Source organism: Paenibacillus lautus NBRC 15380, assembly GCF_004000945.1.
GTDB classification, from domain to species: domain Bacteria; phylum Bacillota; class Bacilli; order Paenibacillales; family Paenibacillaceae; genus Paenibacillus_AQ; species Paenibacillus_AQ lautus.
Map to the genome: position 1 here is coordinate 64843 of NZ_BIMF01000007.1, position 23067 is coordinate 87909.

The window sequence follows — 23067 nt, forward strand, 5'->3', positions numbered from 1 at the left end:
GGATTGCAATGGCAGGCATCCTGTTTGCCCTACCCAGCATCTTGGGGCTGATGTTGTTTGTCATGCTGCCAATGATCGCCAGCTTGCTGCTCAGTTTTACGGATTACCGCATTGTCAACACGCCTAAATTTATCGGATTCACCAATTATACTCGGCTCTTTGACGGAACGGATCCCTATTTTTACAACTCGTTATGGGTCACCTTCAAATATGTGATCCTCCGTGTTCCACTGGGGCTGGTATTCTCTTTCATCGCAGCATTTTTACTGAACATGGGATTTATCCGAGGCAAATCCGTTTTCCGCACGATCTTTTATTTGCCGTCCATCGTACCTGCAGTCGCCTCCTCGATGATCTGGCTATGGTTGTTTAGTCCTGATCTAGGATTGTTCAACAGCTTTCTAGAAGCGCTGAATCTGCCCACACTCGACTGGCTGTATTCCGAAGAAACCGTAGTGCCTTCGATTGTCTTGATGAGCCTATGGGGAATGGGGAGCACCATCATCATCTTCTTGGCGGGCCTGCAAGGGGTGCCAAGATCCTTGTACGAGGCGGCCATCGTGGATGGCGCCGGCGCCATCCGGAAATTCCGGCATATTACGATTCCCATGATGACGCCAATTATTTTCTTTAATTTGATCATGGGGTCGATCGGAGCTTTTCAGGTGTTTACCGAGGCGTTGATTATGACGCAGGGAGGTCCCAATAACGCCAGCTTGTTTTATAACTATTACATTTACCGACAGGCCTTTCAGTTTGGCGAAATGGGGCAAGCTTCGGCCATTGCGTGGATTCTTTTTATCATCATCCTTTTGGTCACTGTGATTTTCTTCCGGACGTCGAAGTCCTGGGTATTTTACGAAAGCGAGGTGTAGCTCCCTGTGAAAAGAAGCCGCCGTATTTCGCAGATTATCGTTTACTCGGTCCTCGTTGTGGGAGCTGCCTTCTGTTTGCTGCCGCTGTTTTGGCTGGTGCGCAGTTCGATGATGAATTCACTGCAGATTTTTGAGATGCCGCCGAAGTGGATCCCTTCGCCGTTTCGACTTCAAAATTATGTCGAGGCGCTGACAACCATTGACTTTGTCCGGTTCTTCCGCAACACGCTGATCATTACCCTCAGCTGCTTGTTTGGAGCGCTCTTCAGCAGTTCGATCGGTGCTTACAGCTACGCCAGGCTGGATTGGCCGGGAAGGAAACTGTTCTTCAGCTTGCTGCTAGCCAGCATGATGCTTCCCGGCGCCGTTACTTTGATTCCCACCTTTATCGGCTGGAGGTTTGCCGATCTGATTAACACCTATGTGCCGTTAATTTTGCCGGTATGGTTCGGCTCAGCCTTTGATATCTTCCTGCTGAGGCAGTTTTATTCCACGATACCTAAAGATATGGACGAAGCGGCTTATGTGGATGGAGCCGGCCCGTGGACCATTTTCTCCCGGATTATTATTCCTTTGTCCAGACCGCCCCTTATCGTGATCGGTTTGTTTTCCTTTATGAATTCCTGGAACGATTTTATGGGACCGCTGGTGTACTTAAATGAGGAGAGAAAGTTCACGCTGGCGCTTGGCCTGCAAATGTTCCAGTCTCTTCACAGCGCGCAGTGGCATCTGCTGATGGCAGCTTCGACCGTGGTGATTCTGCCGGTCATCGTGGTGTTTTTCATAGGTCAGCGTTATTTTATCGAGGGGATTACGTTGACCGGAATAAAAGGATGATGCGGGTGTTTGCATACCTATAGATCAACAAAGTTGAATATAATTCAATGTAATTTCATTAAGTTCTGGAAAACAATGAAATTCGATTTGTCACAATGCGGAGGGAGTGTGAAGAATATGGAGTCTCAACGACTTAAAAAGGCAAGGGAAGCGCTCGAGCGGAAGGAAATAGACGCGTTGTTGATTTCCAGCCCGTTTAACCGGAGATATGTTACCGGCTTTACGGGTACCGCGGGTTGGGCGGTCATTACACAGAGTCAGGCGTGGCTGGTAACCGATTTCCGATACACCCGCCAAGCGGAGCAGCAGGCCAAGGCATTTGAGGTAGTGCAGCATGGGGGCCAGCCGCTTGAGCTGATCCGTGAGAAATTGAACGAGGTCGGCGTCAAGAAATTGGGGTTCGAACAACATCAGGTTTCCTACGCGGACTATGAATCGTATGAGCGGACGTTTGGGGGCATCGAACTCTTGCCAACCGGGCCAGTCATCGAAAAGCTGCGAGGTATCAAGGACGAAGAGGAGCAGCGTTGTATCCGAAAAGCGATCGAAATTACGGAAAAGGCCTTTGAGTTTATTTTGGGTTTTATGAAGCCTGGCGTATCCGAAAGGGGGGTGGCAGCGGAACTGGAATATTTCATGCGCAAAAACGGCGCGGTCTCGTCGGCGTACCCCGCCATCATCGCTTCCGGCGTACGCTCGGCGCTGCCGCACGGAATAGCCAGCGACAAGCTGTTGGGCTTGAATGAATTCGTGACCCTTGATTTTGGGGCGAATGTTGAAGGATACTGCTCCGATTTGACGCGGACGGTTTTTATCGGCAAACCGACGGAACGTCACCGGGAGATTTACCGGATTGTGCTGGAAGCCAACCGGTCTACCCTGGAGGGGCTAAAACCGGGAATGACCGGGAAGGAAGGAGACTCGCTGGCCAGGGATTATATTTCCAACCGCGGATACGGAGAATATTTCGGCCATGGTCTCGGCCACGCCTTCGGTTTGGAGATTCATGAGCCTATGCGGCTCTCTCAACAAACGGAAGAGCCACTTGAGCCAGGGATGATTTTGACGGTTGAGCCCGGCATCTATCTTCCTGATTACGGAGGCGTTCGCATCGAGGACGACATTTTGGTTACAGAAACCGGCATTGAAGTACTGACAACATCGAACAAAGAGCTGATCGTTTTATAGAGGGGAGGGATGGGATCCATCCATGAATGCTGAATCTGCGGAAGTTGTCGTGATCGGCGGCGGGATTATCGGCATGTCCATCGCTTACTATACGGCGAAAGCGGGAATGGACGTGATGGTAGTAGAGCGCGGTGAAATCGCAGGGGGAACCTCCTCCAAATGCGACGGCAACATTTTGGCGATTGACAAGGATCCGGGCTTCGACAGCCAGATGTCCTTAAAATCACAGGAGCTGGTGGCGGAATGGGCACAGGACCTCGACGAGGAATTTGAGTATCGGGCCCCTGGTAGCATCCTTGTTTGCGAGACGGAAGAGGAGATGCTTGCAGCGGAAAACTGGGTTTTACGTCAACGGGAGGCAGGCCTTCCCTTCCGCATGCTCGACCATAAGGATCTGCGCGGCGAGTGGCCCCATATGGCCGAAGATCTGTTGGGGGGCCTGGAATGCGCTACGGATTCTACGGTGAATCCGGTTTTGCTCACCTACTCGCTGGCATCCGCCGCCCGCCGATATGGGGCCAGGCTTCGGGTGCATACACCCGTCACGGCGATTTTGCTTGATGCGGGCGGGAGAATCCGCGGCGTGGAGACAGCCGGCGGTACGATTCGCACGAATACCGTCATCAATGCCGCTGGAGTATGGTCGAAGCATATTGGACGAATGATCGGACTCGATATTCCGATCGAGCCCCGCAAAGGGCATATCCTGGTAGCTTCCCGATGGGAGAGCATCGGGAAACGGAAGGTGATGGAATTCGGCTATCTGATCAGCAAATTTGGCGGGAAGCGCAGCGTTGATCCGAAATTTGAGCAGTACGGGATCGCGCTCGTTTTTGAACCGACCGCCTCGCAAAATTTCCTGATCGGCTCGAGCCGCCAATTTGCAGGGATGGACGCCCGCGTGGATCAGGAGGTCATTCGGCTCATCGCTGAAAGGGCGATCCGCTTCTTTCCTGTCTTGGAGCAGATTCCGCTGCTTCGAACCTACGCGGGATTGCGGCCCTGGACCCCGGATCATCTACCGATTGTTTCCCACGTTGATGAAATCCCCGGATTCTATATTGCGGCTGGACATGAAGGCGACGGCGTCAGTTTGGCCGCCGTCACGGGGAAAACGATCAGTGAAATGCTGAGCGGAGCAGCGACCTGCATTCCGGTAGAGCCGCTGCGTTATGACCGTTTCCACCGCGGGACGGTTCGTCAGGAGGTCATCTTGTGAGAATATCCAAGCTGGTGAGCACAGTCGACACACACACGGGGGGAAACCCGACCCGGACCGTGACAAGCGGAGCGCCGGAGCTAATCGGTCGAACGATGACCGAGAAGATGGTGTATATGTCTGAGCATTACGATCATTTTCGCCAGGCTCTGATGCTGGAGCCGCGGGGACATGAAGTGATGTCCGGCTGCATTCTGACACCCCCGTGCGACAGAAGAGCCGATATCGGGGTTGTTTTCATAGAAAGCGGTGGATATTTGCCGATGTGCGGTCACGACACGATCGGTTTATGCACCGCGCTGGTCGAGGGAGGAATTTATCCCGAGAGCAAAAGCGTCATCAAGCTGGATACTCCGGCGGGACTTGTTGAAGCAAGGCTAATGGTGGAGAACGGCAAGGTGAAGCAGGTTTCGTTCACGAATGTCGCTTCTTTTTTATACAAGCAAGATGTCCGGGTTCACGTGGAGAAGCTCGGCGAAATTTCCGTCGATATTGCATACGGCGGCAATTTTTACGGGCTTGTGGATGCACGTTCGCTTCATCTGCCGCTGGTTCCTGGCCGGGGCTCGGATATCGTGCGGCTGGCGATAAAAATACGGGAGGCGATCAATCGCGAGGTGGAGGTTGTACATCCCGAGAATCCCGTTATTCGCGAGCTCACCCATATTGAGTTTTACAGCGATCCCGAATCACCGTCGGCCCGCTGCCGGAATACGGTTGTGGTTCCTCCCGGAGGCATCGACCGCTCTCCCTGCGGGACGGGAACCTCGGCGAAAGCCGCCGTGCTATACGCCAAGGGAGAGATTGAAAAGGGGGAGGAGTTTCTGCATGAAAGCATTGTGGGCTCCTTGTTCCGGGCCAAGGTTGTGGAGGAAACGACGGTGGGCGGTTTGCCGGCGGTCATCCCCGAAATATCCGGTTCGGCATGGATCACGGGCTTTCATCAGTTTGTTTTGCAGGATCAGGATCAGCTGAACCAGGGCTTTTTCCTGCTCTAATGAATCGTACCGGAGGCAAGCATTATGGAAACAACGAAATGGTATGCGGCGATGGATACCCATTCCTGCGGCCAGCCGCTGCGGATCATCATTGGCGGCCTGCCGCAGCTAAGCGGCTCCTCGCAGCACGCAAAGTCATTATTTGTCAAACGGCATTTCGATTCCGTCAGACAGCTTCTGCTGGCCGAACCGCGAGGGCATCGCGAGATGACGGGAGCGATTGTCACGGCACCGTCAACGGCAGCAGCGCGCTTCGGATTGCTCTTCCTGAATCAGGAAGGTCTCGCGGCCGTCAGCGGTCACGGCATCATCGCGGCGGTTGCAGCATGGACGGCGACGGGACAGCTGGATCCTTCGGATGCGGCCAATGGGGTCCTGATCGATTGCCCTGCTGGTACGGTGACGGCTTATGCCGACTGCGTAGGGCATGAAGTCCGGTCCGTTTCCTTTTTGAATGTTCCGAGCTTCGTTTATGCCAAGCAGGTTACGGTGAATGTTCAAGGTGTGGCGGCGAGGGTCGACATTGCTTTTGGCGGCGAATTTTATGCCGTGGTCGACACAACCGCATTTGGAGTCGAAGGCGCTTTCCCGCTTCAGAAGCTGCGGGAGTGGGGCAGGCTGATCCGCGATGAGGTCGAACGGCAGCACGAGGTGAAACATCCGGAACTGGACTGGATTTCCGGGATTCATGGCGTGTTTTTCTATCAAAGGGTTGAACGGTGCGATGGCCGAACCCCGAACCGGCCCGCATATCGCAGCACGGCTGTATTTGCCGGAGTTCAGCTTGACCGGTCGCCGGGAGGCGCCGGCGTCGCTGCCCATATGGCGGTTTTACATTCCCAGGGCTTGCTTGAGCCGGGACAGCTGGTCATTTACGAGGGGATGGCCGGCGCTCAAACGGTTGGAAGCATCGCAGAGGAAACGGAAACGCACGGGTACAAAGCCGTCATTCCCCGGCTTACAGGAACCGCTTATATTATGGGATTTATGAATTTCGTGCTGGATCCGACCGATCCGCTGCCAGAAGGATTTGTTCTTTACTGATAGATATGGATATGGAACGAAACGGATTAGAGGGGAGAAATGTCGATATGGCAACATTTGAAGGGGTTTATGTCGCGCTTGTCACACCGTTTACACCGAATTACGAGGTTGATTACCAGCGTCTGGCCGAGCTTTGTGATGTTCTCATCTCACAAGGCGTGCACGGTCTGATCCCGACCGGATCTTTAGGTGAATATGCAACCTTGACCCGGGAAGAGCGGGCCAAGGTTGTTGAAACCGTCATCGAAGCCGCGGCTGGCCGGGTGCCGGTAGTGGTCGGCTCTGCTGCACCTTCCACCAAGCAGGTGGTCGAATGGGTACAGCATGCCAAGGATGCGGGCGCTGCCGGCGTAATGGCATTGCCTCCGATTAATTACAAACCGCTTGAGTTTGAGGTTATCGCTCATTATGAAGCGATCAATGAAGTGGGGCTGCCGGTTATCGTTTACAACAATCCGCATGATTACAAGGTCGATTTGACGCCGCGGCTGCTTTCTAGACTATCCAAACTCGAACATGTAGTTGCCGTCAAAGAATTCTCCGGGGACATCCGCCGCGTGCACGATATTTTGGCCTATACGGATCTGGAAGTGATGATCGGCGTCGACGATTTAGCGATGGAAGGAGCGCTGTTCGGAGCTTCGGGGTGGATTTCCGGCGTGCCGAATGCCCTGCCGAAGGAAGGCGTGGAGCTGTTTAACCTGGCGAGACAAGGCAAGCTTCAGGATGCGTCCGCACTGTATCGCCATCTTCTCCCGTTGTTCCACTTCGATGCCAGTCCGCAGCTGGTTCAATCGATCAAGTACATGATGGAGCTGGCCGGATTTCCGGTAGGCCCAACGCGTCCGCCTCGCCTTCCGCTGCCTGAAGCCGATTATGCAGCGATCAAGGAAGCGTATGAGTTTGCCGTCAACCGGAATCAGCCGGCTATGAAGCCCTAGGTCAAAAAGCTAGAGGATTCAGGAATAGGAGGGAAGGAAATGATAAACAGCCGTAATTGGATCGGCGGAGAGTGGATCAAGCCTGCGGCGGGGGAGGTCGCCGTGATCAATCCATCCAACACTAAAGAGCAGGTGGGAATGCTGCATTTATCGGATCCATCACACGTTATTCAGGCCGAGCAGGCGGCGCGCGAGGCCTATGCCTCCTGGTCCCGTATGAGCGGCTCAGCCAGGGCCGGGCATTTGGACCGCATGGCAGATGTACTCGAATCCAAGTCAGATGACGTGGCTCTTCTTGCAAGCATGGAGATGGGAAAACCGATTGTAGAAATGCGGGGGGAACTCAAGCGAGGAGTGAATCTGCTTCGATATTACGCAGCGGAGGGTGTTCGCGCAAACGGGTCGGTTATCCCTTCCAGCGAGCAGAACGTGCTGCAGTATACGAGAAAGGTTCCACTCGGCGTGGCGGGTATTATTACGCCCTGGAACTTCCCGGTTGCGATTCCCATCTGGAAAATAGCCCCCGCATTGATTAGCGGAAACACGGTGATATGGAAGCCGGCGGAGCTTGCGTCGTTAACCGCGACCAGGCTCGCTGAAGTTTTTGCCGAGGCGGGGCTTCCGCCAGGCGTCATGAATCTGGTTGTCGGCAAGGGCAGTCAGATCGGCAATGTCCTTCTGGAGCAAATCCCTTTGGATGCCTTAAGTTTCACGGGCTCAACATCTACGGGGCTTAGCATCGCTCAAATCTGTGCAAAACGCAATATCAAATACCAGACTGAAATGGGCGGTAAAAATGCCGCGATTGTGTTAAACGACGCCGATCTTGAAACGGCGGTGCCGCTCGTTGTCAGCGGCTCGTTTCGATCGGCTGGCCAGAAATGCACGGCAACAAGCCGGATAATCGTTGAGTCTGGAATTTATGAAACATTTATCGAGGCGTTGTCAGAAGCCGTATCCCAAATCAAGCTTGCTCCGGCTCTTGACTCCGAGGCTTACCTGGGTCCCGTGGCGTCCGCAAGCCAGTATGAAACGGTGATGTCTTATGTGCAGTTGGCCAACGAGGAAGCGGAAATTTTGGCGCAAGGCCCCCCTGTAACCGGAGATCAGGAAGGTTACTATATCCGGCCGCTGGTGGCTGGGGGCTTGAACGCCGGGCATCCCCTGGTTCAAGAGGAAATTTTCGGACCCGTCGCCGCGGTGCTTGAAGCGGCCGATTTTGATGAAGCGGTGGCCTTATGCAATCAATCGATTTATGGACTGAGCGCCTCGTTGTTTACACAAAATTTATCTTATGCCCACCGGTTCCTGGACGAGGTCCGGGCGGGAATGGTCCGCGTTAACCAGGAAACGGCGGGAGTCGAATATCAGTCCCCGTTCGGCGGCATGAAACTGTCAAGCTCCCATACGCGCGAACAGGGGCAGGCTGCAATGGATTTCTATACTGAGCTTAAGACGTGCGCTATTTCTTATCGATAGGAGGCTTCCGATGAATTGTTCTTCTATGATCATGTGCCGCTGTGAAGAAGTGACCCTTGTTCAATTGGAGGCCGCCTACGAGTCAGGATGCCGCACTCCTCGGCAGTTAAAAATGAAAACGCGGGCCGCTATGGGAGCTTGTCAAGGCAGGGTATGCAGACAGCTTCTCGAAGCCTGGATTCATACCAAGAATCCGGATTCCCCTCGGGATCCGGAGCTGCTCGCGTACCGTCCGCCGGTACGGCCCGTAACCTTCGGCCAGTTGGCAAAGGATGATGTGTAATGGAGAGGATTCCTTTTCATCCGATTTTGGGACCGCAGAGGAAAGAGCGGAAACCGGTGAGCTTTACGTTTAACGGGAGGAAGCTGACCGGACTTCAAGGCGAGCCGATCGCGGCGGCCCTGCTGGCCTCCGGCATTCGCACGCTGCGCAGACACGAGGAGACCGGCTCGGCCCGGGGGCTGTACTGCGCCATCGGCCACTGCATGGAATGCCGGCTGAACGTGGAAGGGAGGGGGCCGGTGCGCTCTTGCCTTACCCCGCTCGAAGAGGGGATGCTTATTTGCGAAGGGCGGCAGCTTCCAAATGATATTACGGGGAGGAAGCTGCCATGACCAAGACACCGTCATTCGATCTGTTGATTGTAGGAGCTGGTCCGGCAGGATTATCCGCCGCAGCAGCGGCGGCCGAGCATGGCCTGTGTGTAGCTGTGCTGGATGAATTCCCAGAGCCGGGCGGACGCATGCTAGGGCAATTTCACGAGGAAAATGGCCGCTGGTGGGTAGGAAGGCGGGCTGCGGAACAGCTGATAGAAAAATGCCGTGTTTTGGGGGTGGACATCCGCTGCGGTGTTTCCGTTCACGGCATGCTCCGGACTGACCGGCGCTGGGTTGTACGCACCACATGCGGATCGCTCACGGCTCCAAGGGTGCTGCTTGCCACAGGGGCCGCCGAAATTCCTCAGCCGACCCCAGGCTGGACGCTGCCCGGGGTCATGTCGATCGGGGCCGCTCAGGTGATGGCCAATGTACATTATGTAAAGCCGGGCCGCCGAGGGCTGATTATCGGCGTGAATGTACTCGCTATGGCGATTGCCCGCGAGTTGTCCGTCAGCGGGGTAACGATTGCGGGGATTGTGCTGCCAGAACGAAGTTCTGTATCCGGTAAGGACGCTCTGCCTGAAGAAGCGGTGAAACGATTGCTGAACCTTGCTCATATGGCGCCGTCTCCGCTGATGAGAATCGGAGGAAAGCTGGGTGCAAGCCTGGGAATGGCTGGTGCGGTGTCCCGCTTTTTTCCGCGGGGCGGAATGAAAATTTGGGATATTCCTTTGCAGCTGCGTACTGCCGCGATATCCATCAATGGTAAACATCATGTGGAATCCGTGACGCTGGCGGATGTAACCGGAGCAGGTGAAATCATTCATGGAAGCGAGCGGGAGGAGCAGGTGGATTTCGTGGCGCTTGCCGGCGGTTTGTACCCGCTCGCGGAATTGGCTGCGGTAGCCGGCTGCCCTTTTGTTTATTTGAAGGAACTGGGCGGTCATATCCCGATTCACAACGAGAACATGCAGACACCCGCAGAGGGCTTGTATGTCGCCGGCAATATTGCGGGGATTGAAAGCGCACTGGTGGCCATGGCCCAGGGCAGGGTTGCGGCCGTCACCATTTGTCGCGATGCCGGGGCGCTGGGGAAGGATCAGGAACAATACCTGCATGAAGCGATGGAGCATGTCCGCCAGGTTCGCGCCTCTGCATTGATCCAGTTTCATTCAGGCATTCCAGATGCCAGAGAGCAGTTATATAAGAAATGGGAAGAGGAGGCATGGATTTGAAAAAATCGTTTTCCCTTGGGCGTGACATGAGTACGGTTAAAGAGGATGAGCGCATTGTTATGAAGGATATAGAGACGCTGTATCTGGGCAACCTGGCAACGGTGGAATTTGATCTTCGCTTGCCCCGAAAAGGAAAATACGGCTCGAAGATCACTTGGATATCGGAGGATTCCCGCTTTCTCCATGACGACGGCTCGGTGACCCGGCCGAAATACGGAATCGGCAAACGTACGGTCCCGCTGCACGCTACGTTTCAGTATGGTGGCTGCATCAAGGAAAAAGTCTATGAAGTGACCATTTTGGAGGAAAAAAACAAAATTCAAGTGTCCCGGATCTATCCGATTCGACTGAAAGCCGAGCTGGGCAGGACATTTTATTTACCGGCAGTGGCTGTGGTCGAAACGGTAGAGGGGGAAGTCATTTCCCATGCCGTGGATTGGGAACAAGGAGAAGAACGCTCTTTTGAGGAGCCCGGCTCCGTCATGATCCAAGGGGTGCTAAAAGACACGGCCATTCCGGTAAGCGCGGAGGTCTACACGGCGGCCAAGCTGGAGCGTGAAATAATGGACACCGCTCCCGCCGCGAATAGCTTTCCCGCTGAGGCAGTCATTCTGAAGGCCGGAACGGCCTTTAAAGCCGCTCAAGACAGAAGCCTCGCTTTCTTGAAGGAGGTCAATGACGACCAAATGCTATATAATTTCCGGGCAGCCGCCGGGCTGGATACGCGCGGAGCCCCTGAAATGACAGGCTGGGATTCGCCGGATTGCCTGCTGAGAGGGCATACGACAGGACATTACTTGTCGGCGCTGGCATTGTGCTATGCGGCTACAGGGGATGAAGACATTAAACAGAAGGCAGAGTATATGATCGCTTCGCTGGAGGAATGCCAGCTTGCTTTTGCAAGCCAACCCGGTTTTCACGGCGGCTTCCTTAGCGGATACTCTGAGGAGCAGTTTGACCTGCTGGAGCAGTTTACCCGCTATCCGGAGATATGGGCTCCTTACTATACTCTGCATAAAATTTTCGCCGGACTGCTTGACTGTTACCGCCATCTGGGAAACAGCACGGCGCTGGTGATTGCCGATAAACTCGGGGATTGGGTGTACCGCCGCTTAAGCAGGCTTTCGAACCGTGTATTGAAAACCATGTGGGGCATGTACATCGCCGGCGAATTTGGCGGCATCAACGAATCGCTCGCTGAGCTGTATACCATTACGCATAAACCCGAACATCTAGCTGCGGCAAGGCTGTTCGACAATGACCGTCTGTTTGTCCCGATGCGTGCGGAGATTGACGCCATCGGCGGACTGCATGCCAACCAGCATATTCCGCAGATCATCGGCGCGCTGAAAATATTCCAGGCCACCGGTGAGAAAGAATATTACGATATGGCCCGCTTTTTCTGGCAGGCCGTAACGGATGCCCATACGTATTCAATCGGCGGCACCGGTGAGGGCGAAATGTTCCGGCAGCCGGGCAGGATCGGTGAATATCTCAGTGACAAAACCGCGGAAACCTGCGCCTCCTATAACATGCTGAAACTGACGAAGGCATTGTTTGCATATGGCCCGAATGCGGAATATATGGATTATTACGAGCGGACAATGTTTAATCACATTTTGGCCTCTTGCGATCATAAGCCGACGGGAGGGAGCACGTATTTCATGCCGCTGGCGCCTGGTGGTGCGAAATCCTTTGACTTAGCAGGGAACACTTGCTGTCACGGCACCGGGTTGGAGAATCATATGAAATATACGGAGGCGGTTTATTTTTACGATGAATCCGCACTGTATGTAAACCTGTTTGTTCCTTCAACAATCCATTGGCGGGAACGGCAGGTGAAGCTGATGCTGGACGTAGATACTCACACCCCCGGTAATGTGTCGCTGCGGATGGAAGGGACAGGGGCTTTCGAACTGAAGATTCGCCGTCCTTACTGGAGCGGGCCGGACTGTCGTTTGGAGATCAACGGCCAGGAGGCCGATATGGCCGCAGATTTCAAAGGGTATATCTGCGTAAGTCGGGATTGGCAGGATGGGGACGAGATCAAACTCTTCTTTGACTGCCGGCTCCGTCTGGAAGCTGCGCCCGACCGGAAAGAGCGTGTGTCGCTGGCGTATGGCCCGTACATTTTGGCTGCGCTCTCTGAAGCAAAAGACTATCTGCGTCTTCTGCTGCGACAAGAGTCGTTGCAGGAAAGTTTCATCAAGGAAACAGGGCAGCACGAGATTGCTTTCCGCTATGTTGCGGATGATGTATTGTTCATCCCACTTGCGCATGTGTATCATGAACGCTATCACGTCTATGTTGATCGGGTTTAGCTGCAAATAGTCACCAAGTTGAACTTACCCCTGTCAAGTAACAACCTTAAAAAGCAGCCTTAGCTCGGTATCAACCGGTCTAAGGTTGTTCAGTTTTTGTTGAAAAAACTATATTTCACTTTATTTCATTAAGCTAACGGGCTGGTCCCCATAGACTGTACACTTTGAAAAAAAGTGTTTGGCTATGGGGGCCTTTTAGCATAACGAGTTAGATCCTAATAAATTCACCATGAGGCGCCGTGGAAATTAAGCGGCGCCTTCTTTATGCTTAAGGGCAGGATGATAGCATAAAAATATGATCTTAGGTATGTTGTTCAAAGAAATATAAATTAGCAGGTTTGTTTATCCTCATTACAATCCATGTTATATTTTCCCTATATTTGTTTGAGTGAGGAATTGTATGAACTGGACGGAGCGGGGCATCCACATATTGGATAGGGACGCGGGTAAATCGGATAAGCAAAATGTACTGTGGGAAAATTTGGCGCAGTCTTTGCTTGTACCCCGTTAGAATGTGTGCGAACAACCGCATCGCATTTCAAAGAAGTCTCCCAAATTCTTAAGCCCGGAGGCAAATTTGTTGCCGTTATCCTCGGTCCGATGGCATTCCCGGGGTAACGCTATAATTGGGCTGGATTCGTAAGGAGGAATAGTGTATGACTAGTGTTCTCATTGTAGAAGATGATGCGCATATGATGGAAATGATATCAATTATTTTGGGCCACGAAGGATATCGTGTCCGAGGAGCGATCAACGGTAAAGAAGCGCTTGCTGAAATGGAGAGTTCGCCTGCGGACTTGGTTGTGCTGGATATCATGATGCCTGTCATGGATGGGTGGGACTTGTGCCGCGAGCTACGGCTTTTGAACCCCGAACTGCCGATCATCATGATTACGGCCAAGCACGAGACGAGTCAGAAGGTGAAGGGCTTTGGCTTAGGCGCCGATGATTACCTGGTCAAGCCATTTGATCCACAGGAACTGGTGGTCCGAATGAAAGCGGTGCTGCGCCGTTACCGGATTGCGGCCGATAAGATGGTTAAATTGGGCGGCTTCAAGCTGGATCGGCTTCGGGGAACCGTTTCTGACGGCAAAGTGAATTGGCATTTGCCGCTCAAGGAATTCGAGCTGTTATATCAGCTTGCAAGCTATCCCGGCCAAATCTTTATGCGGGAACAATTAATTGAAGCGGTATGGGGATTCGACCACGATGGGGACGAGCGGACGGTCGATGTACATATTAAGCGGCTTCGTGAGCGTTTCGCCGCCTACACCAAACATTTTCAAATTGTAACGGTTCGCGGTCTCGGATACAGACTGGAGACGGAAAACAATGATTAAGAGCTTAAATATAAAAATTTTATTGATCTTTCTTGGTGCAATTGCGGTTGGCCTCGGAAGCTCCATTCCGATAACCGTTTTATTGTTTAAAGACCAACTCACGAAGTCCATCCAAAACGAATATGCGATGCGAAGCTCGTTGATTGCAGACGTTTTGTCACGACAGACGCCAGCCGAACGCAGCCTCTATCTGAAACAGTTATCCGAAAAGCAGAAGGTATCCCTAACGATATACGATCGGAACGGTTTGCTCTACGCTTATGGTCAAACAAACAAGTCAAACCTTACGGATGAGGATATACGCCGAGTTCAGGAAGGTACCGAAGTTGTGAAGCGTACATCCTTCCTGCCCACACCGACGAGCCTGCACATGGGATTCCCTATACAAACAGCGGAAGGGCAGTGGGCACTTGTCATCCATCCGGAAAGCTCGAATATAATTCAAATTTGCATGATGATGGGCACCTTGATTTTGATTGCGCTCGTGATCGGCAACTTCAAGTTCATCCTCTTGACAAGCGTTGTGGTGAAGCCATTAAAAGCATTAACGACCGCAACCAAAAAGATTGCCGGAGGAGACTATAACATCGATCTTCGGACGAAGAGCAGTGATGAATTGGGCGTTTTGTCGGACCATTTTCAGCAAATGGCTCACGAAATTAGTCAGGTCGAAAGAATGCGTCAGGAGTTCGTGTCCAACGTATCCCATGAAATTCAAACACCGTTGGCCTCCATATCGGGTTTTATCTCCATTTTGCAAAAGGGCGATCTCGATGAAGCCGAGCAACTGCGCTGTCTGAACATAATCAGGCAGGAAAGCATGCGGCTGTCCCGTCTCAGCGAGAACATGCTCCGACTGGCCACGGTGGATTCGAACCATCATCCCTTCCATCCGTCGATCATTAGGCTTGACAGGCAGCTGCGCAGTATTGTCGTAGGAGCAGAGCCGCAATGGGCTGCCAAACGGTTAAACATTCACCTCAAGCTTCCAAATACAGAAATTCATGCAGACGAAGACCTGTTGAGCCAAGTATGGTTAAACATTTTCAGCAACAGCATCAAATTCACGCCGGAGGGAGGAGACATCTCAATCGAGCTTCGGTCCGCAGATGGCGTAGTACGGATCGTCATTCGGGATTCGGGAATCGGGATTGCCGAAGAAGACCGCAAACGTATCTTCGAACGCTTTTTTATGGCAGATAAATCGCACAACCGCGAAGCGGGGGGAAGCGGACTTGGACTCGCGATCGTTAAGCGCGTTGTTCAATTGCACGGCGGCTCGGTCGAAGTAGACAGCACCTTGGGAAAAGGAACGGCAGTGACCATCTTTTTGCCAGCTGTGCAACTAGTGAAAGCAATTGAAAAACAAAGCGAGCGAAAAGGGTGAACGATATGTTCACTCTTTTTTACATTTATTCCCTTATTGTTCATGTTTCGTTCATATTGGATGCGTAATATCGGTTTCGATAACAATCCTGAACCAGGAGCCATCATTTGATATGGGGAGGGAGAGTAATGATACATATAAAAGGGGGGAGCAGACTACAAGAAGTCTAAAATGATTTTGGAATCTAGATTTAATATTTTCAAATACCTAGTTACCTGGTGAAATCATTAAGCTCTGCCCTTGCTCACTAGGTAAAGTAAAGGAGTAACCTTCGATGAGAAACGAATCTTGGATTGCAGAAACTTCGCTCGGCTCACTTCAAGGCATTCGAAGAAATGGCGTCATTCAGTTTCGTGGTGTTCCTTATGCCGAGGCACCAGTGGGGGAGCTTCGTTTTTCCCCAGCACACCCTGTTTCTGCTTGGACAGGAATTCGAGATGCAAGCATTCATGGCAATATTGCACCACAACCTCCTTCTCCATTACGTCATGCCATCGGAAATCTATCTGAACCGCCGCAGGGAGAAGATTGTTTATCGCTCACGATTTCAACGCCTGCCATTGATAAGGAAAGACGGCCTGTTGTCGTTTGGTTGCATGGTGGACATTATTTGACCGGCGCTGGGTCGCTAGACTGGTATGATGGAGCAAAACTTTCGAAGGATGGAAACATCGTTACCGTTGGAGTCAATTACCGGCTGGGTGTTTTGGGATTTTTGCGTTATCCGGGGGTTAGCGATGGAAATATGGGAATTACGGATATTCTCACGGCATTAAAATGGGTTCAAGAACATATTGAGAGTTTTGGTGGTGATCCTGATCAGGTCACGGTCATGGGGCAATCCGCAGGAGCACATGCCATTATGTGCCTATTGGCCATGCCAAACGCTCATGGTCTATTCCACAGAGCTATACTGCAGAGTGTTCCCGCAAGTCTCGCGCCTTTATCAGAAGCAAAAGCATATGAAAACGGAAACCGGTTGCTGGAAATCTTGAATGTTGATCAGAGGGATTCACATGAAATAATCACACAATTAAAGGCAATTTCACCTGACCAAATCAACCAAGCAACCGAAAAATTGGCTCAGGAAACTGCGCGTTTTGCACAGATTATTCTGCCTTTTATGCCGGTTTTCGAATCACTTTCTACGACGGATCGTTTTATTGAGGAAGCTGCAAAAGGTGCTGGTGAAGCCGGCATTGATCTCATTATTGGTACCAATCGAGAGGAAGCAAATGTTCTTTTAGCGAACGTAAAACCCGCTGATCCAACTATGGTAAACGAGCGCTTTCTTACTTTGACCGGGAAAGCAGAAACAATCGAGAAATACCGCTGGCGGCGACCTGGCAGCACGAATATCAATCTGTTATCCGATCTGATAACTGACTATACATTTCGGTTCCCCGCTCTAAGGTTAGCGGAAGCAGCGGATCTAGCTGGCTCCCATACTTGGGTCTATCAGTTCGATTGGTCGCCGCCTGAATCTCCTTTTAAAGCCTGCCATGGTTTAGAATTGCCTTTTGTATTCGGAAATCTCGAAGCATGCAGCAATATACCGGCATTGCAGGGGACTGAACCAAAGGTTGCTGTTGATTTATCAACTGCTATTCGCGGCGCTTGGATTGAATTTATTCGAACTGGCAATCCCGGCTTTCCCATCCCATGGCCACCCTATGAGCCGAATCAAAGACAAACCATGCGATATGCTTCTGTTATCGGTGCTGTAGGTGACTTAGCTGAAATAAATCGCTTCCTTATACATTAGAGAGGTGTCAGTCATGGGGGAGAGTATGAAAAATAAAACAGGAATTACCAGATTACTGGAAATCGCTGGAGAGAAGCGCGGACTGATGATTGTCTCCGGGCTGTTATCTTCGCTTAGCGCCGTTTGCATGCTGGTGCCTTACGCTTCTGTCTATTTCATTTTGAAAGAGTTGTTGGAACATGCAGCGTCGCCGGATTTGGTAGACGGAGCGAAAATGATGCGCTTGGGCGTTATCGCATTAATCGGCCTGGCGGTCGGCTTGGTCACGATGTATGCGGGAGGAATGGTTTCTCATATCGCCGCTTTTCGTATTCTTTACGGTCTCAGGGTCAAGCTTTCCGGCCATATCGGCAAGCTTCCTCTTGGCTGGCTGAACGATAAGTCGACGGGAGCCGTCAAGAAAACGCTGGAACAAAACGTGGAGAAAGTGGAAATGTTCATTGCTCATCATTTACCCGATCTCGTTCATGTTACTGTGACCACGGTCCTGATGATCGCTGTGATGTTTACGTTGAATGTTTGGTTGGCGCTTGCGTGCTTCGTGCCGATTGTCCTCGCTTTTGCGGTTCAGATCGCGCTGATCAGCGGACCGAAGACGAAAGAAAACCTCAAGCTTTGCCATGATTCGCTGGAACAGATGAATGCTTCCGCCGTCCAGTATGTGCAGGGGATGCCGGCCGTCAAGGTGTTCGGGCAAACCGTGCATTCATTTCGCCAGTTTTATCAGGACATGATTAACTACCGAGACTATGGTGTGAAATTAACGGATCAGTTTCAACACGGATCTTTGATTTTTAAGGTGATTCTCGGCTCGCTTGCCGCATTTGTTCTGCCTGTCGGCGTGTTATTGTTGAGCCGTGATCCGGGGAGCGTTGCCTTCGCCTCCGTTCTGCTGTTTTTCCTAGTCATGGCTCCGGGTATATCTGCCCCGATGTTCAAAATCATGTTCCTCGCCGAAACGCTCAGGGATATTAACGAAGGCGTTCAGCGCGTCGACCGCATATTGGCGGAAGGGCAAGTGCGGGAGCCTGAGCGTCCGAGGCGCCCGTCTTCATACGATATTTCATTCGATCATGTCTATTTTTCGTATGGAACGGATCCTTCAGATCGCGATGCGCTTACGGACATTTCCTTTACCGCCCGCCAAGGGGAAGTGACGGCGTTCGTCGGTCCGTCGGGAGCGGGCAAATCGACCATTGCCAATCTGGTGCCTCGTTTCTGGAACGTGAACACGGGAGCGATCCGCATCGGCGATGTGGATATCCGCGAAATCGCGACCCCTGACCTTATGAATACCGTCGCATTCGTGTTTCAGGAATCGTTTTTGTTTTACGATACCGTGTACAACAATATTGTGGTCGGACGGCCGGATGCGTCGCCGGAAGAAGTGTACGCCGCGGCGAAGGCAGCGCAGTGTCATGCGTTCATCGACGAGACCCTTCCGTTTGGGTATGACACGTTGATAGGAGAAGGAGGCGTCTATTTGTCCGGCGGGGAAGAGCAGCGAATCTCTGTGGCCAGAGCGATACTGAAAAACGCTCCCATCCTCGTGCTCGATGAAGCGACGGCGTTTGCCGATCCGGAGAATGAGTATGAGATGCAGCTGGCGTTGAAAGCATTGATGAAAAACAAGACGGTCATCGTCATCGCTCATCGCCTGTCCACCATTCGGGATGCAGAGCAAATTCTCGTGATGGAAAGCGGGAGAATCGTCGAGCGGGGAAGGCATGAAGCCCTCATCTCGGCTAACGGCTTGTACGGGCGCATGTGGCGTTCCTATCGTCATGCGACACAATGGCATTTGGGCAAAGGGGGGGCGGAAAATGATCATGAGCATGCTGCGCAACATTACGGCGGATAATCCGCGATCGCTCGTCAAACCTGTTTTTTACACGACCGTGGCCAATCTGGCTGGCGTAATCCCTTTTGCGCTGTTGGTGGAAGCGGCGAGAGTGATCTTTAATCCGTTTATTTATCCCGATATGCCGCTCGATACGGCACGGCTCTGGTGGGTGTGCGGCGCTCTGGCGGTTTCGCTCGTTCTCTTGTTCGCATGCGAAATTCCCGCCTATCGTGCCCAATACCGCGATGCATATAGCGCGGCGGCGGATGGACGATCGCGGCTGGCCGAGCATTTGCGCAAGTTGTCGCTAGGGTACCTGAACAAGCGAGATCCGGGCGATTTGGCCAATAGGATGGTAGGCGATTTTGCGATGCTGGAACACGGCATCTCTCATTTAGTTCCGCAGATGATGGGGGCTGCCGTCATGCCGGTTGTCGCCTTGGTTGGCCTGTCTTTCCTAGACTGGCGTCTAGCGCTTTCCCTGTTCGCGGCGCTGCCGGTAGCCATCCTGCTGGTGCTCTTGACAACGGGCATCCAGCGCAAACTCGGCTCGGAGCATATACGGGCCAAGATGGATGCCTCCAGCCGGCTGCAAGAATATTTGAACGGGATCCGGGTGATCAAAGCTTATAACTTGACCGGAGAACGTTTTGTTCGGCTTGAACAGTCATTCAAGGAATTGATGCGGCAGAGCATCCGTCTCGAAGGGACGATAGGGCCGATTGTGCTGAGTGCGATTGCCTGTGTTCGTGGCGGTCTTACCCTGATGGTCATGGCTGGCGTCCATCTGCTGATAGGCGGTAGCCTGGATGTTATCACATTCGTAGTGTTCCTGATCATCGGAACCCGAATTTTCGATCCGCTGACGACAGCGCTCGCCGGTTATGCGGAGTTTCGCTATTTCGAGCAGGCTGGCGAACGCGTCGTGCAGCTTTTGCGGGAACCGGTCATGCAAGGAGAGCGGCAGCCCCCTGCAGATCATGATGTCGAATTGAAACAGGTTACGTTTGGCTATCTGGATCAACCGGTCCTGAGAGACGTGAGCGTAAGCATGCCTGCAGGTTCCTTCACCGCATTGGTCGGCCCTTCGGGCAGCGGCAAAAGTACCATTCTTCGGCTTATTGCCAGGTTTTACGACCCGGAAAAGGGGAGCGTGAGGATGGGAGGGGAGGATATTCGTGCCATGGACCCGGAAGCGTTGCTCAGCAAAGTATCTATGGTGTTTCAGGATGTGTATCTCTTTCAGGATACGATTGAAAGCAATATCCGGTTCGGACGAAGCGACGCAACGCGCGAGGAAATTGAGGAAGCGGCGCGCCTTGCTTGTTGTCACGATTTTATCCTGAAGTTGCCAAACGGTTACGACACGATGGTAGGCGAAGGCGGAAGCACACTGTCGGGTGGTGAAAAACAGCGGATTTCCATCGCCAGGGCGATACTGAAAAATGCGCCGATCATTCTACTCGATGAAGCAACGGCTTCTCTCGATCCTGAGAACGAAGCGGAGATTCAAGTAGCGATCGATCGGCTTGTTCGAGGCCGAACCGTCATCGTTGTCGCTCACCGGCTCAAGACCGTGCAGCGTGCTGACCGGATTGTTGTACTGGATCATGGGCGGATCGTGGAGCAAGGCTGCCATGACGAATTGCTCTCGTTTAATGGCCTGTATGCCCGGCTGTGGAGACGGCAGCATGATGCAGGCGAATGGCGGATTACTCTGTGAATGCTAGGGCAGCAACGACTAAAAAATTCCTGTTTTGTAATAAATAAAAAATATGATAAGTACAGGAGAATGAAGGAGACCTCGCAATTGTCAGATGACAAGAACATATAGACATTGATAGCCGCATAAATTGCGGCTTTTTGTTATGGGGAGGAATTGTAGGCGATCTATACTATTGGGAAGTGGAAAATCCGAGCGCGAAGCCCACATCCTTACGGACCGTTTGAGCCATGTCCGCATAATCCCATCCTGTCGCATCGAAGCCGGAGAAGCAGCATACACGCGACAGGACACGCAGATCTGGTGCAGGCCCAGGATGGCACTTGGTGGGCCGTTTTCTTAGGGATCAGGCCGGTTTCTTATCCTATGCGTCATCATCTCGGCAGAGAGACATTTCTGGCTCCCGTCACGTGGACGGCTGACGGTTGGCCGAGCATCGGCATCGAGGGACGCGTGGAGTAGGAGATGGACCCCGCAGCTGCCCGAACTCCGGTGGCCTGCAAAGCCAATCAGAGATGATTTCGATGAGGGCAGCCTTGGTTTGGACTGGGTCTTTTTGCGCAATCCGTTGCAGGAAAGCTGGTCAGGTCACTGCATGAGCGTCTGGGATATCTTGTGCTTCGGGGCCATCCATCCTCTCTACATGATGCAGGCTCCCCCGCTTTTGTCGGACGTCGTTTATGCCATTTTTCCTGCAATATATCCACTGCCCTGGGCTATGAGCCTGTACACGAGGGAGAAGAAGCGGATTAACCGTATTTATGAATGAAAAGAATCATTATGATCTGGCTGTAAGGCTGGTCAACGGTCAAAAATCCGTCGTATTCAGACGTACCGTGGGGTCGCTTAGCACAGAGCAAACCCTTCAATGTTCTGAGGGACCCGTCGTATTAAGGATCGAAGCTAGGCCCGAGCATTTCCGATTCTCCATCGAACAAAAATCATCGGAGGTCATCTTTATGGGATCGGGCGAAACCCATCTGCTTTCGACGGAAATTGCCGGCGGGTTTACAGGCGTAATGTTGGCTTTGTATGCATTCGGTGACAACGAAACAACCCCTGCGCTGTTTGACTGGTTTGATTATGAAGTCATCGATCGTTCGTCAAGCGGGGGATGGAGTGATCTGAAGCTTAACAAACTATTCGAGTGTAGACGTAACTTATCATGGGGTGCTCACGTCTATCTAAATAAAGGGGGGATCAAAAGAGATATCGTTTGGTTCCTGATGTTGATCGTACTATCTCTGGCAGGACACAAGCTTTCACTTTATGCGTTTCGAAACCCTTACTTGGGTAATAACTCATATTGATCATATTCATGTAATGAAACTCATGAAGCGTGTATGAACTCAATACAGAAAGGCGTGATCCGACGTGAATCCAAGGCATTTTGCATTCTTAAAAATAACGATCTTCGCCGTGGTTCTATCGCTTACGGCATGCTCAGGAGCAGCTGAGCCTCCCGCCAGTCCTGAAATATCAACACCGGCCAATGAAGAGGTCACGGCTCCTGAAACCGAGAACGAGCAAGCTTCTGAAGGGACGCGTCCCCAGAACGAAACCTTTGATTTGATGACTGGTGAGGGTAACCAGTCACATACAGCCACCTTGCATCAGAACGAAGGTTTTTCCTTGTACGTATTCGAAAAGTTCGCTTTCGATGCTGCCAAAGGACGTCTGTTTCTAAGCAGCAATCCAGAATACTATGTTGATATTGAGGCACTGCCTGCAAATTATGACCTAACGCAGCTTAAAAGTGCAGGAAAAAAGGAATTGGAAGAGTTCGGCAAAGTATCCGATTTTAGTGGAGAGCTCGTCGAGCATCCGCTGGGTTCCGCCGAACTCTACCTTCAGACCTCGAGTGATGAAGGGATTAACGATTATATCGTGTGGCAGTCTGAAACAGGCGACGCTTTCCTGTTCCGTCTTCACAATCCAAAAGGCGAGGAAGCTTCGGATTTTGCCGGACCGGTCCTTGTTTCGTTATCGACGGTTCAAAGCAATTCATAAAGAACGAGGTTTTCTCCATGTCTGTCAATTCTAGTGAACACGGAAGGATTTATGGAGGCAGTCAATTTATTCAATCTTTAGTAAGAATAATTGGGTCTATCATTAGAGGTCAAATCTATGTACACTTGGAGGAAATGCCAAGAAAGCATGTGACAAGAGAGTCTCATGGCTTCCTGACTCGCGATGGGATTACACCATCAGAATTCGGGCGGATTGCAGAAGTACCCTTCAGTCACATTCTAATCTGTGGTGATGAGATCTG

The 23067-nt window shown here is 52.1% G+C and carries 19 protein-coding genes and 1 pseudogene; all 20 read left to right on the top strand.

Going from position 1 to position 23067, the window contains the following annotated elements; all coding sequences use genetic code 11:
* The first annotated feature begins 8 nt into the window (after positions 1–8).
* Positions 9–875, top strand: coding sequence for a carbohydrate ABC transporter permease (locus PLA01S_RS14680; RefSeq protein ID WP_246059525.1), 867 nt, complete (start codon positions 9–11; stop codon positions 873–875).
* A 6-nt stretch (positions 876–881) separates the two neighbouring features.
* Positions 882–1712 carry a carbohydrate ABC transporter permease gene (locus PLA01S_RS14685; RefSeq protein WP_127592853.1) on the top strand — a complete coding sequence of 277 codons (831 nt, stop codon included), beginning with the start codon at positions 882–884 and terminating at the stop codon, positions 1710–1712.
* Between the two features lie 117 nt (positions 1713–1829).
* Positions 1830–2900 (top strand): M24 family metallopeptidase, encoded by a 1071-nt coding sequence (locus tag PLA01S_RS14690; RefSeq protein ID WP_127592854.1) that lies wholly within the window; start codon positions 1830–1832, stop codon positions 2898–2900.
* A 22-nt stretch (positions 2901–2922) separates the two neighbouring features.
* The gene (locus PLA01S_RS14695) at positions 2923–4119 is read left to right on the top strand and encodes an NAD(P)/FAD-dependent oxidoreductase (protein WP_127592855.1); all 1197 of its coding nucleotides are present in this window, start codon (positions 2923–2925) and stop codon (positions 4117–4119) included.
* Entirely contained in the window at positions 4116–5117 is a 1002-nt protein-coding gene (locus tag PLA01S_RS14700; protein ID WP_127592856.1) for a proline racemase family protein, read from the top strand. The genes PLA01S_RS14695 and PLA01S_RS14700 overlap by 4 nt, the downstream gene beginning before the upstream one ends.
* A gap of 24 nt (positions 5118–5141) precedes the next feature.
* Positions 5142–6161 (top strand): proline racemase family protein, encoded by a 1020-nt coding sequence (locus PLA01S_RS14705; protein ID WP_127592857.1) that lies wholly within the window; start codon positions 5142–5144, stop codon positions 6159–6161.
* A gap of 47 nt (positions 6162–6208) precedes the next feature.
* Positions 6209–7102, top strand: a complete 894-nt coding sequence (locus tag PLA01S_RS14710; RefSeq protein ID WP_127592858.1) for a dihydrodipicolinate synthase family protein — start codon at positions 6209–6211, stop codon at positions 7100–7102.
* A 42-nt stretch (positions 7103–7144) separates the two neighbouring features.
* Positions 7145–8581 (top strand): aldehyde dehydrogenase family protein, encoded by a 1437-nt coding sequence (locus tag PLA01S_RS14715; protein WP_127592986.1) that lies wholly within the window; start codon positions 7145–7147, stop codon positions 8579–8581.
* Positions 8582–8591: 10 nt separating this feature from the next.
* Positions 8592–8864, top strand: a complete 273-nt coding sequence (locus tag PLA01S_RS14720) for a (2Fe-2S)-binding protein (RefSeq protein ID WP_127592859.1) — start codon at positions 8592–8594, stop codon at positions 8862–8864.
* Positions 8864–9196, top strand: a complete 333-nt coding sequence (locus PLA01S_RS14725) for a (2Fe-2S)-binding protein (RefSeq protein ID WP_127592860.1) — start codon at positions 8864–8866, stop codon at positions 9194–9196. Before PLA01S_RS14720 ends, PLA01S_RS14725 begins: the two co-directional genes overlap by 1 nt.
* The gene (locus PLA01S_RS14730; protein WP_127592861.1) at positions 9193–10416 is read left to right on the top strand and encodes an NAD(P)/FAD-dependent oxidoreductase; all 1224 of its coding nucleotides are present in this window, start codon (positions 9193–9195) and stop codon (positions 10414–10416) included. Before PLA01S_RS14725 ends, PLA01S_RS14730 begins: the two co-directional genes overlap by 4 nt.
* Positions 10413–12737: a beta-L-arabinofuranosidase domain-containing protein gene (locus PLA01S_RS14735; protein ID WP_246059527.1), complete on the top strand. Its 2325-nt coding sequence runs from the start codon at positions 10413–10415 to the stop codon at positions 12735–12737. Before PLA01S_RS14730 ends, PLA01S_RS14735 begins: the two co-directional genes overlap by 4 nt.
* A gap of 656 nt (positions 12738–13393) precedes the next feature.
* Positions 13394–14077 (top strand): response regulator transcription factor, encoded by a 684-nt coding sequence (locus tag PLA01S_RS14740; RefSeq protein WP_127592862.1) that lies wholly within the window; start codon positions 13394–13396, stop codon positions 14075–14077.
* Positions 14078–14099: 22 nt separating this feature from the next.
* Positions 14100–15464 carry a sensor histidine kinase gene (locus PLA01S_RS14745; protein WP_164817425.1) on the top strand — a complete coding sequence of 455 codons (1365 nt, stop codon included), beginning with the start codon at positions 14100–14102 and terminating at the stop codon, positions 15462–15464.
* A 274-nt stretch (positions 15465–15738) separates the two neighbouring features.
* Positions 15739–17229 (top strand): carboxylesterase/lipase family protein, encoded by a 1491-nt coding sequence (locus PLA01S_RS14750; protein ID WP_127592864.1) that lies wholly within the window; start codon positions 15739–15741, stop codon positions 17227–17229.
* 25 nt (positions 17230–17254) lie between these two features.
* Positions 17255–19090 carry an ABC transporter ATP-binding protein gene (locus tag PLA01S_RS14755; protein ID WP_127592865.1) on the top strand — a complete coding sequence of 612 codons (1836 nt, stop codon included), beginning with the start codon at positions 17255–17257 and terminating at the stop codon, positions 19088–19090.
* The gene (locus tag PLA01S_RS14760; RefSeq protein WP_127592988.1) at positions 19059–20795 is read left to right on the top strand and encodes an ABC transporter ATP-binding protein; all 1737 of its coding nucleotides are present in this window, start codon (positions 19059–19061) and stop codon (positions 20793–20795) included. The genes PLA01S_RS14755 and PLA01S_RS14760 overlap by 32 nt, the downstream gene beginning before the upstream one ends.
* 249 nt (positions 20796–21044) lie before the next feature.
* A complete protein-coding gene (locus PLA01S_RS32535) occupies positions 21045–21257 on the top strand; it encodes a family 43 glycosylhydrolase (protein ID WP_246059572.1) in 213 nt (70 codons plus the stop codon).
* 153 nt (positions 21258–21410) lie between these two features.
* Positions 21411–22105, top strand: a pseudogene (locus PLA01S_RS32540) (beta-xylosidase family glycoside hydrolase).
* A gap of 64 nt (positions 22106–22169) precedes the next feature.
* Positions 22170–22805 (top strand): DUF8580 domain-containing lipoprotein, encoded by a 636-nt coding sequence (locus PLA01S_RS14770; protein ID WP_127592866.1) that lies wholly within the window; start codon positions 22170–22172, stop codon positions 22803–22805.
* Positions 22806–23067 lie beyond the last annotated feature (262 nt).

Coding starts and splice junctions, on each gene's coding strand:
- PLA01S_RS14680 (WP_246059525.1), top strand. CDS start 9: ATGGCAGGCATCCTGTTTGCCCTACCCAGCATCTTGGGGCTGATGTTG.
- PLA01S_RS14690 (WP_127592854.1), top strand. CDS start 1,830: ATGGAGTCTCAACGACTTAAAAAGGCAAGGGAAGCGCTCGAGCGGAAG.
- PLA01S_RS14695 (WP_127592855.1), top strand. CDS start 2,923: ATGAATGCTGAATCTGCGGAAGTTGTCGTGATCGGCGGCGGGATTATC.
- PLA01S_RS14705 (WP_127592857.1), top strand. CDS start 5,142: ATGGAAACAACGAAATGGTATGCGGCGATGGATACCCATTCCTGCGGC.
- PLA01S_RS14710 (WP_127592858.1), top strand. CDS start 6,209: ATGGCAACATTTGAAGGGGTTTATGTCGCGCTTGTCACACCGTTTACA.
- PLA01S_RS14720 (WP_127592859.1), top strand. CDS start 8,592: ATGAATTGTTCTTCTATGATCATGTGCCGCTGTGAAGAAGTGACCCTT.
- PLA01S_RS14725 (WP_127592860.1), top strand. CDS start 8,864: ATGGAGAGGATTCCTTTTCATCCGATTTTGGGACCGCAGAGGAAAGAG.
- PLA01S_RS14730 (WP_127592861.1), top strand. CDS start 9,193: ATGACCAAGACACCGTCATTCGATCTGTTGATTGTAGGAGCTGGTCCG.
- PLA01S_RS14740 (WP_127592862.1), top strand. CDS start 13,394: ATGACTAGTGTTCTCATTGTAGAAGATGATGCGCATATGATGGAAATG.
- PLA01S_RS14750 (WP_127592864.1), top strand. CDS start 15,739: ATGAGAAACGAATCTTGGATTGCAGAAACTTCGCTCGGCTCACTTCAA.
- PLA01S_RS14755 (WP_127592865.1), top strand. CDS start 17,255: ATGAAAAATAAAACAGGAATTACCAGATTACTGGAAATCGCTGGAGAG.
- PLA01S_RS14760 (WP_127592988.1), top strand. CDS start 19,059: ATGAGCATGCTGCGCAACATTACGGCGGATAATCCGCGATCGCTCGTC.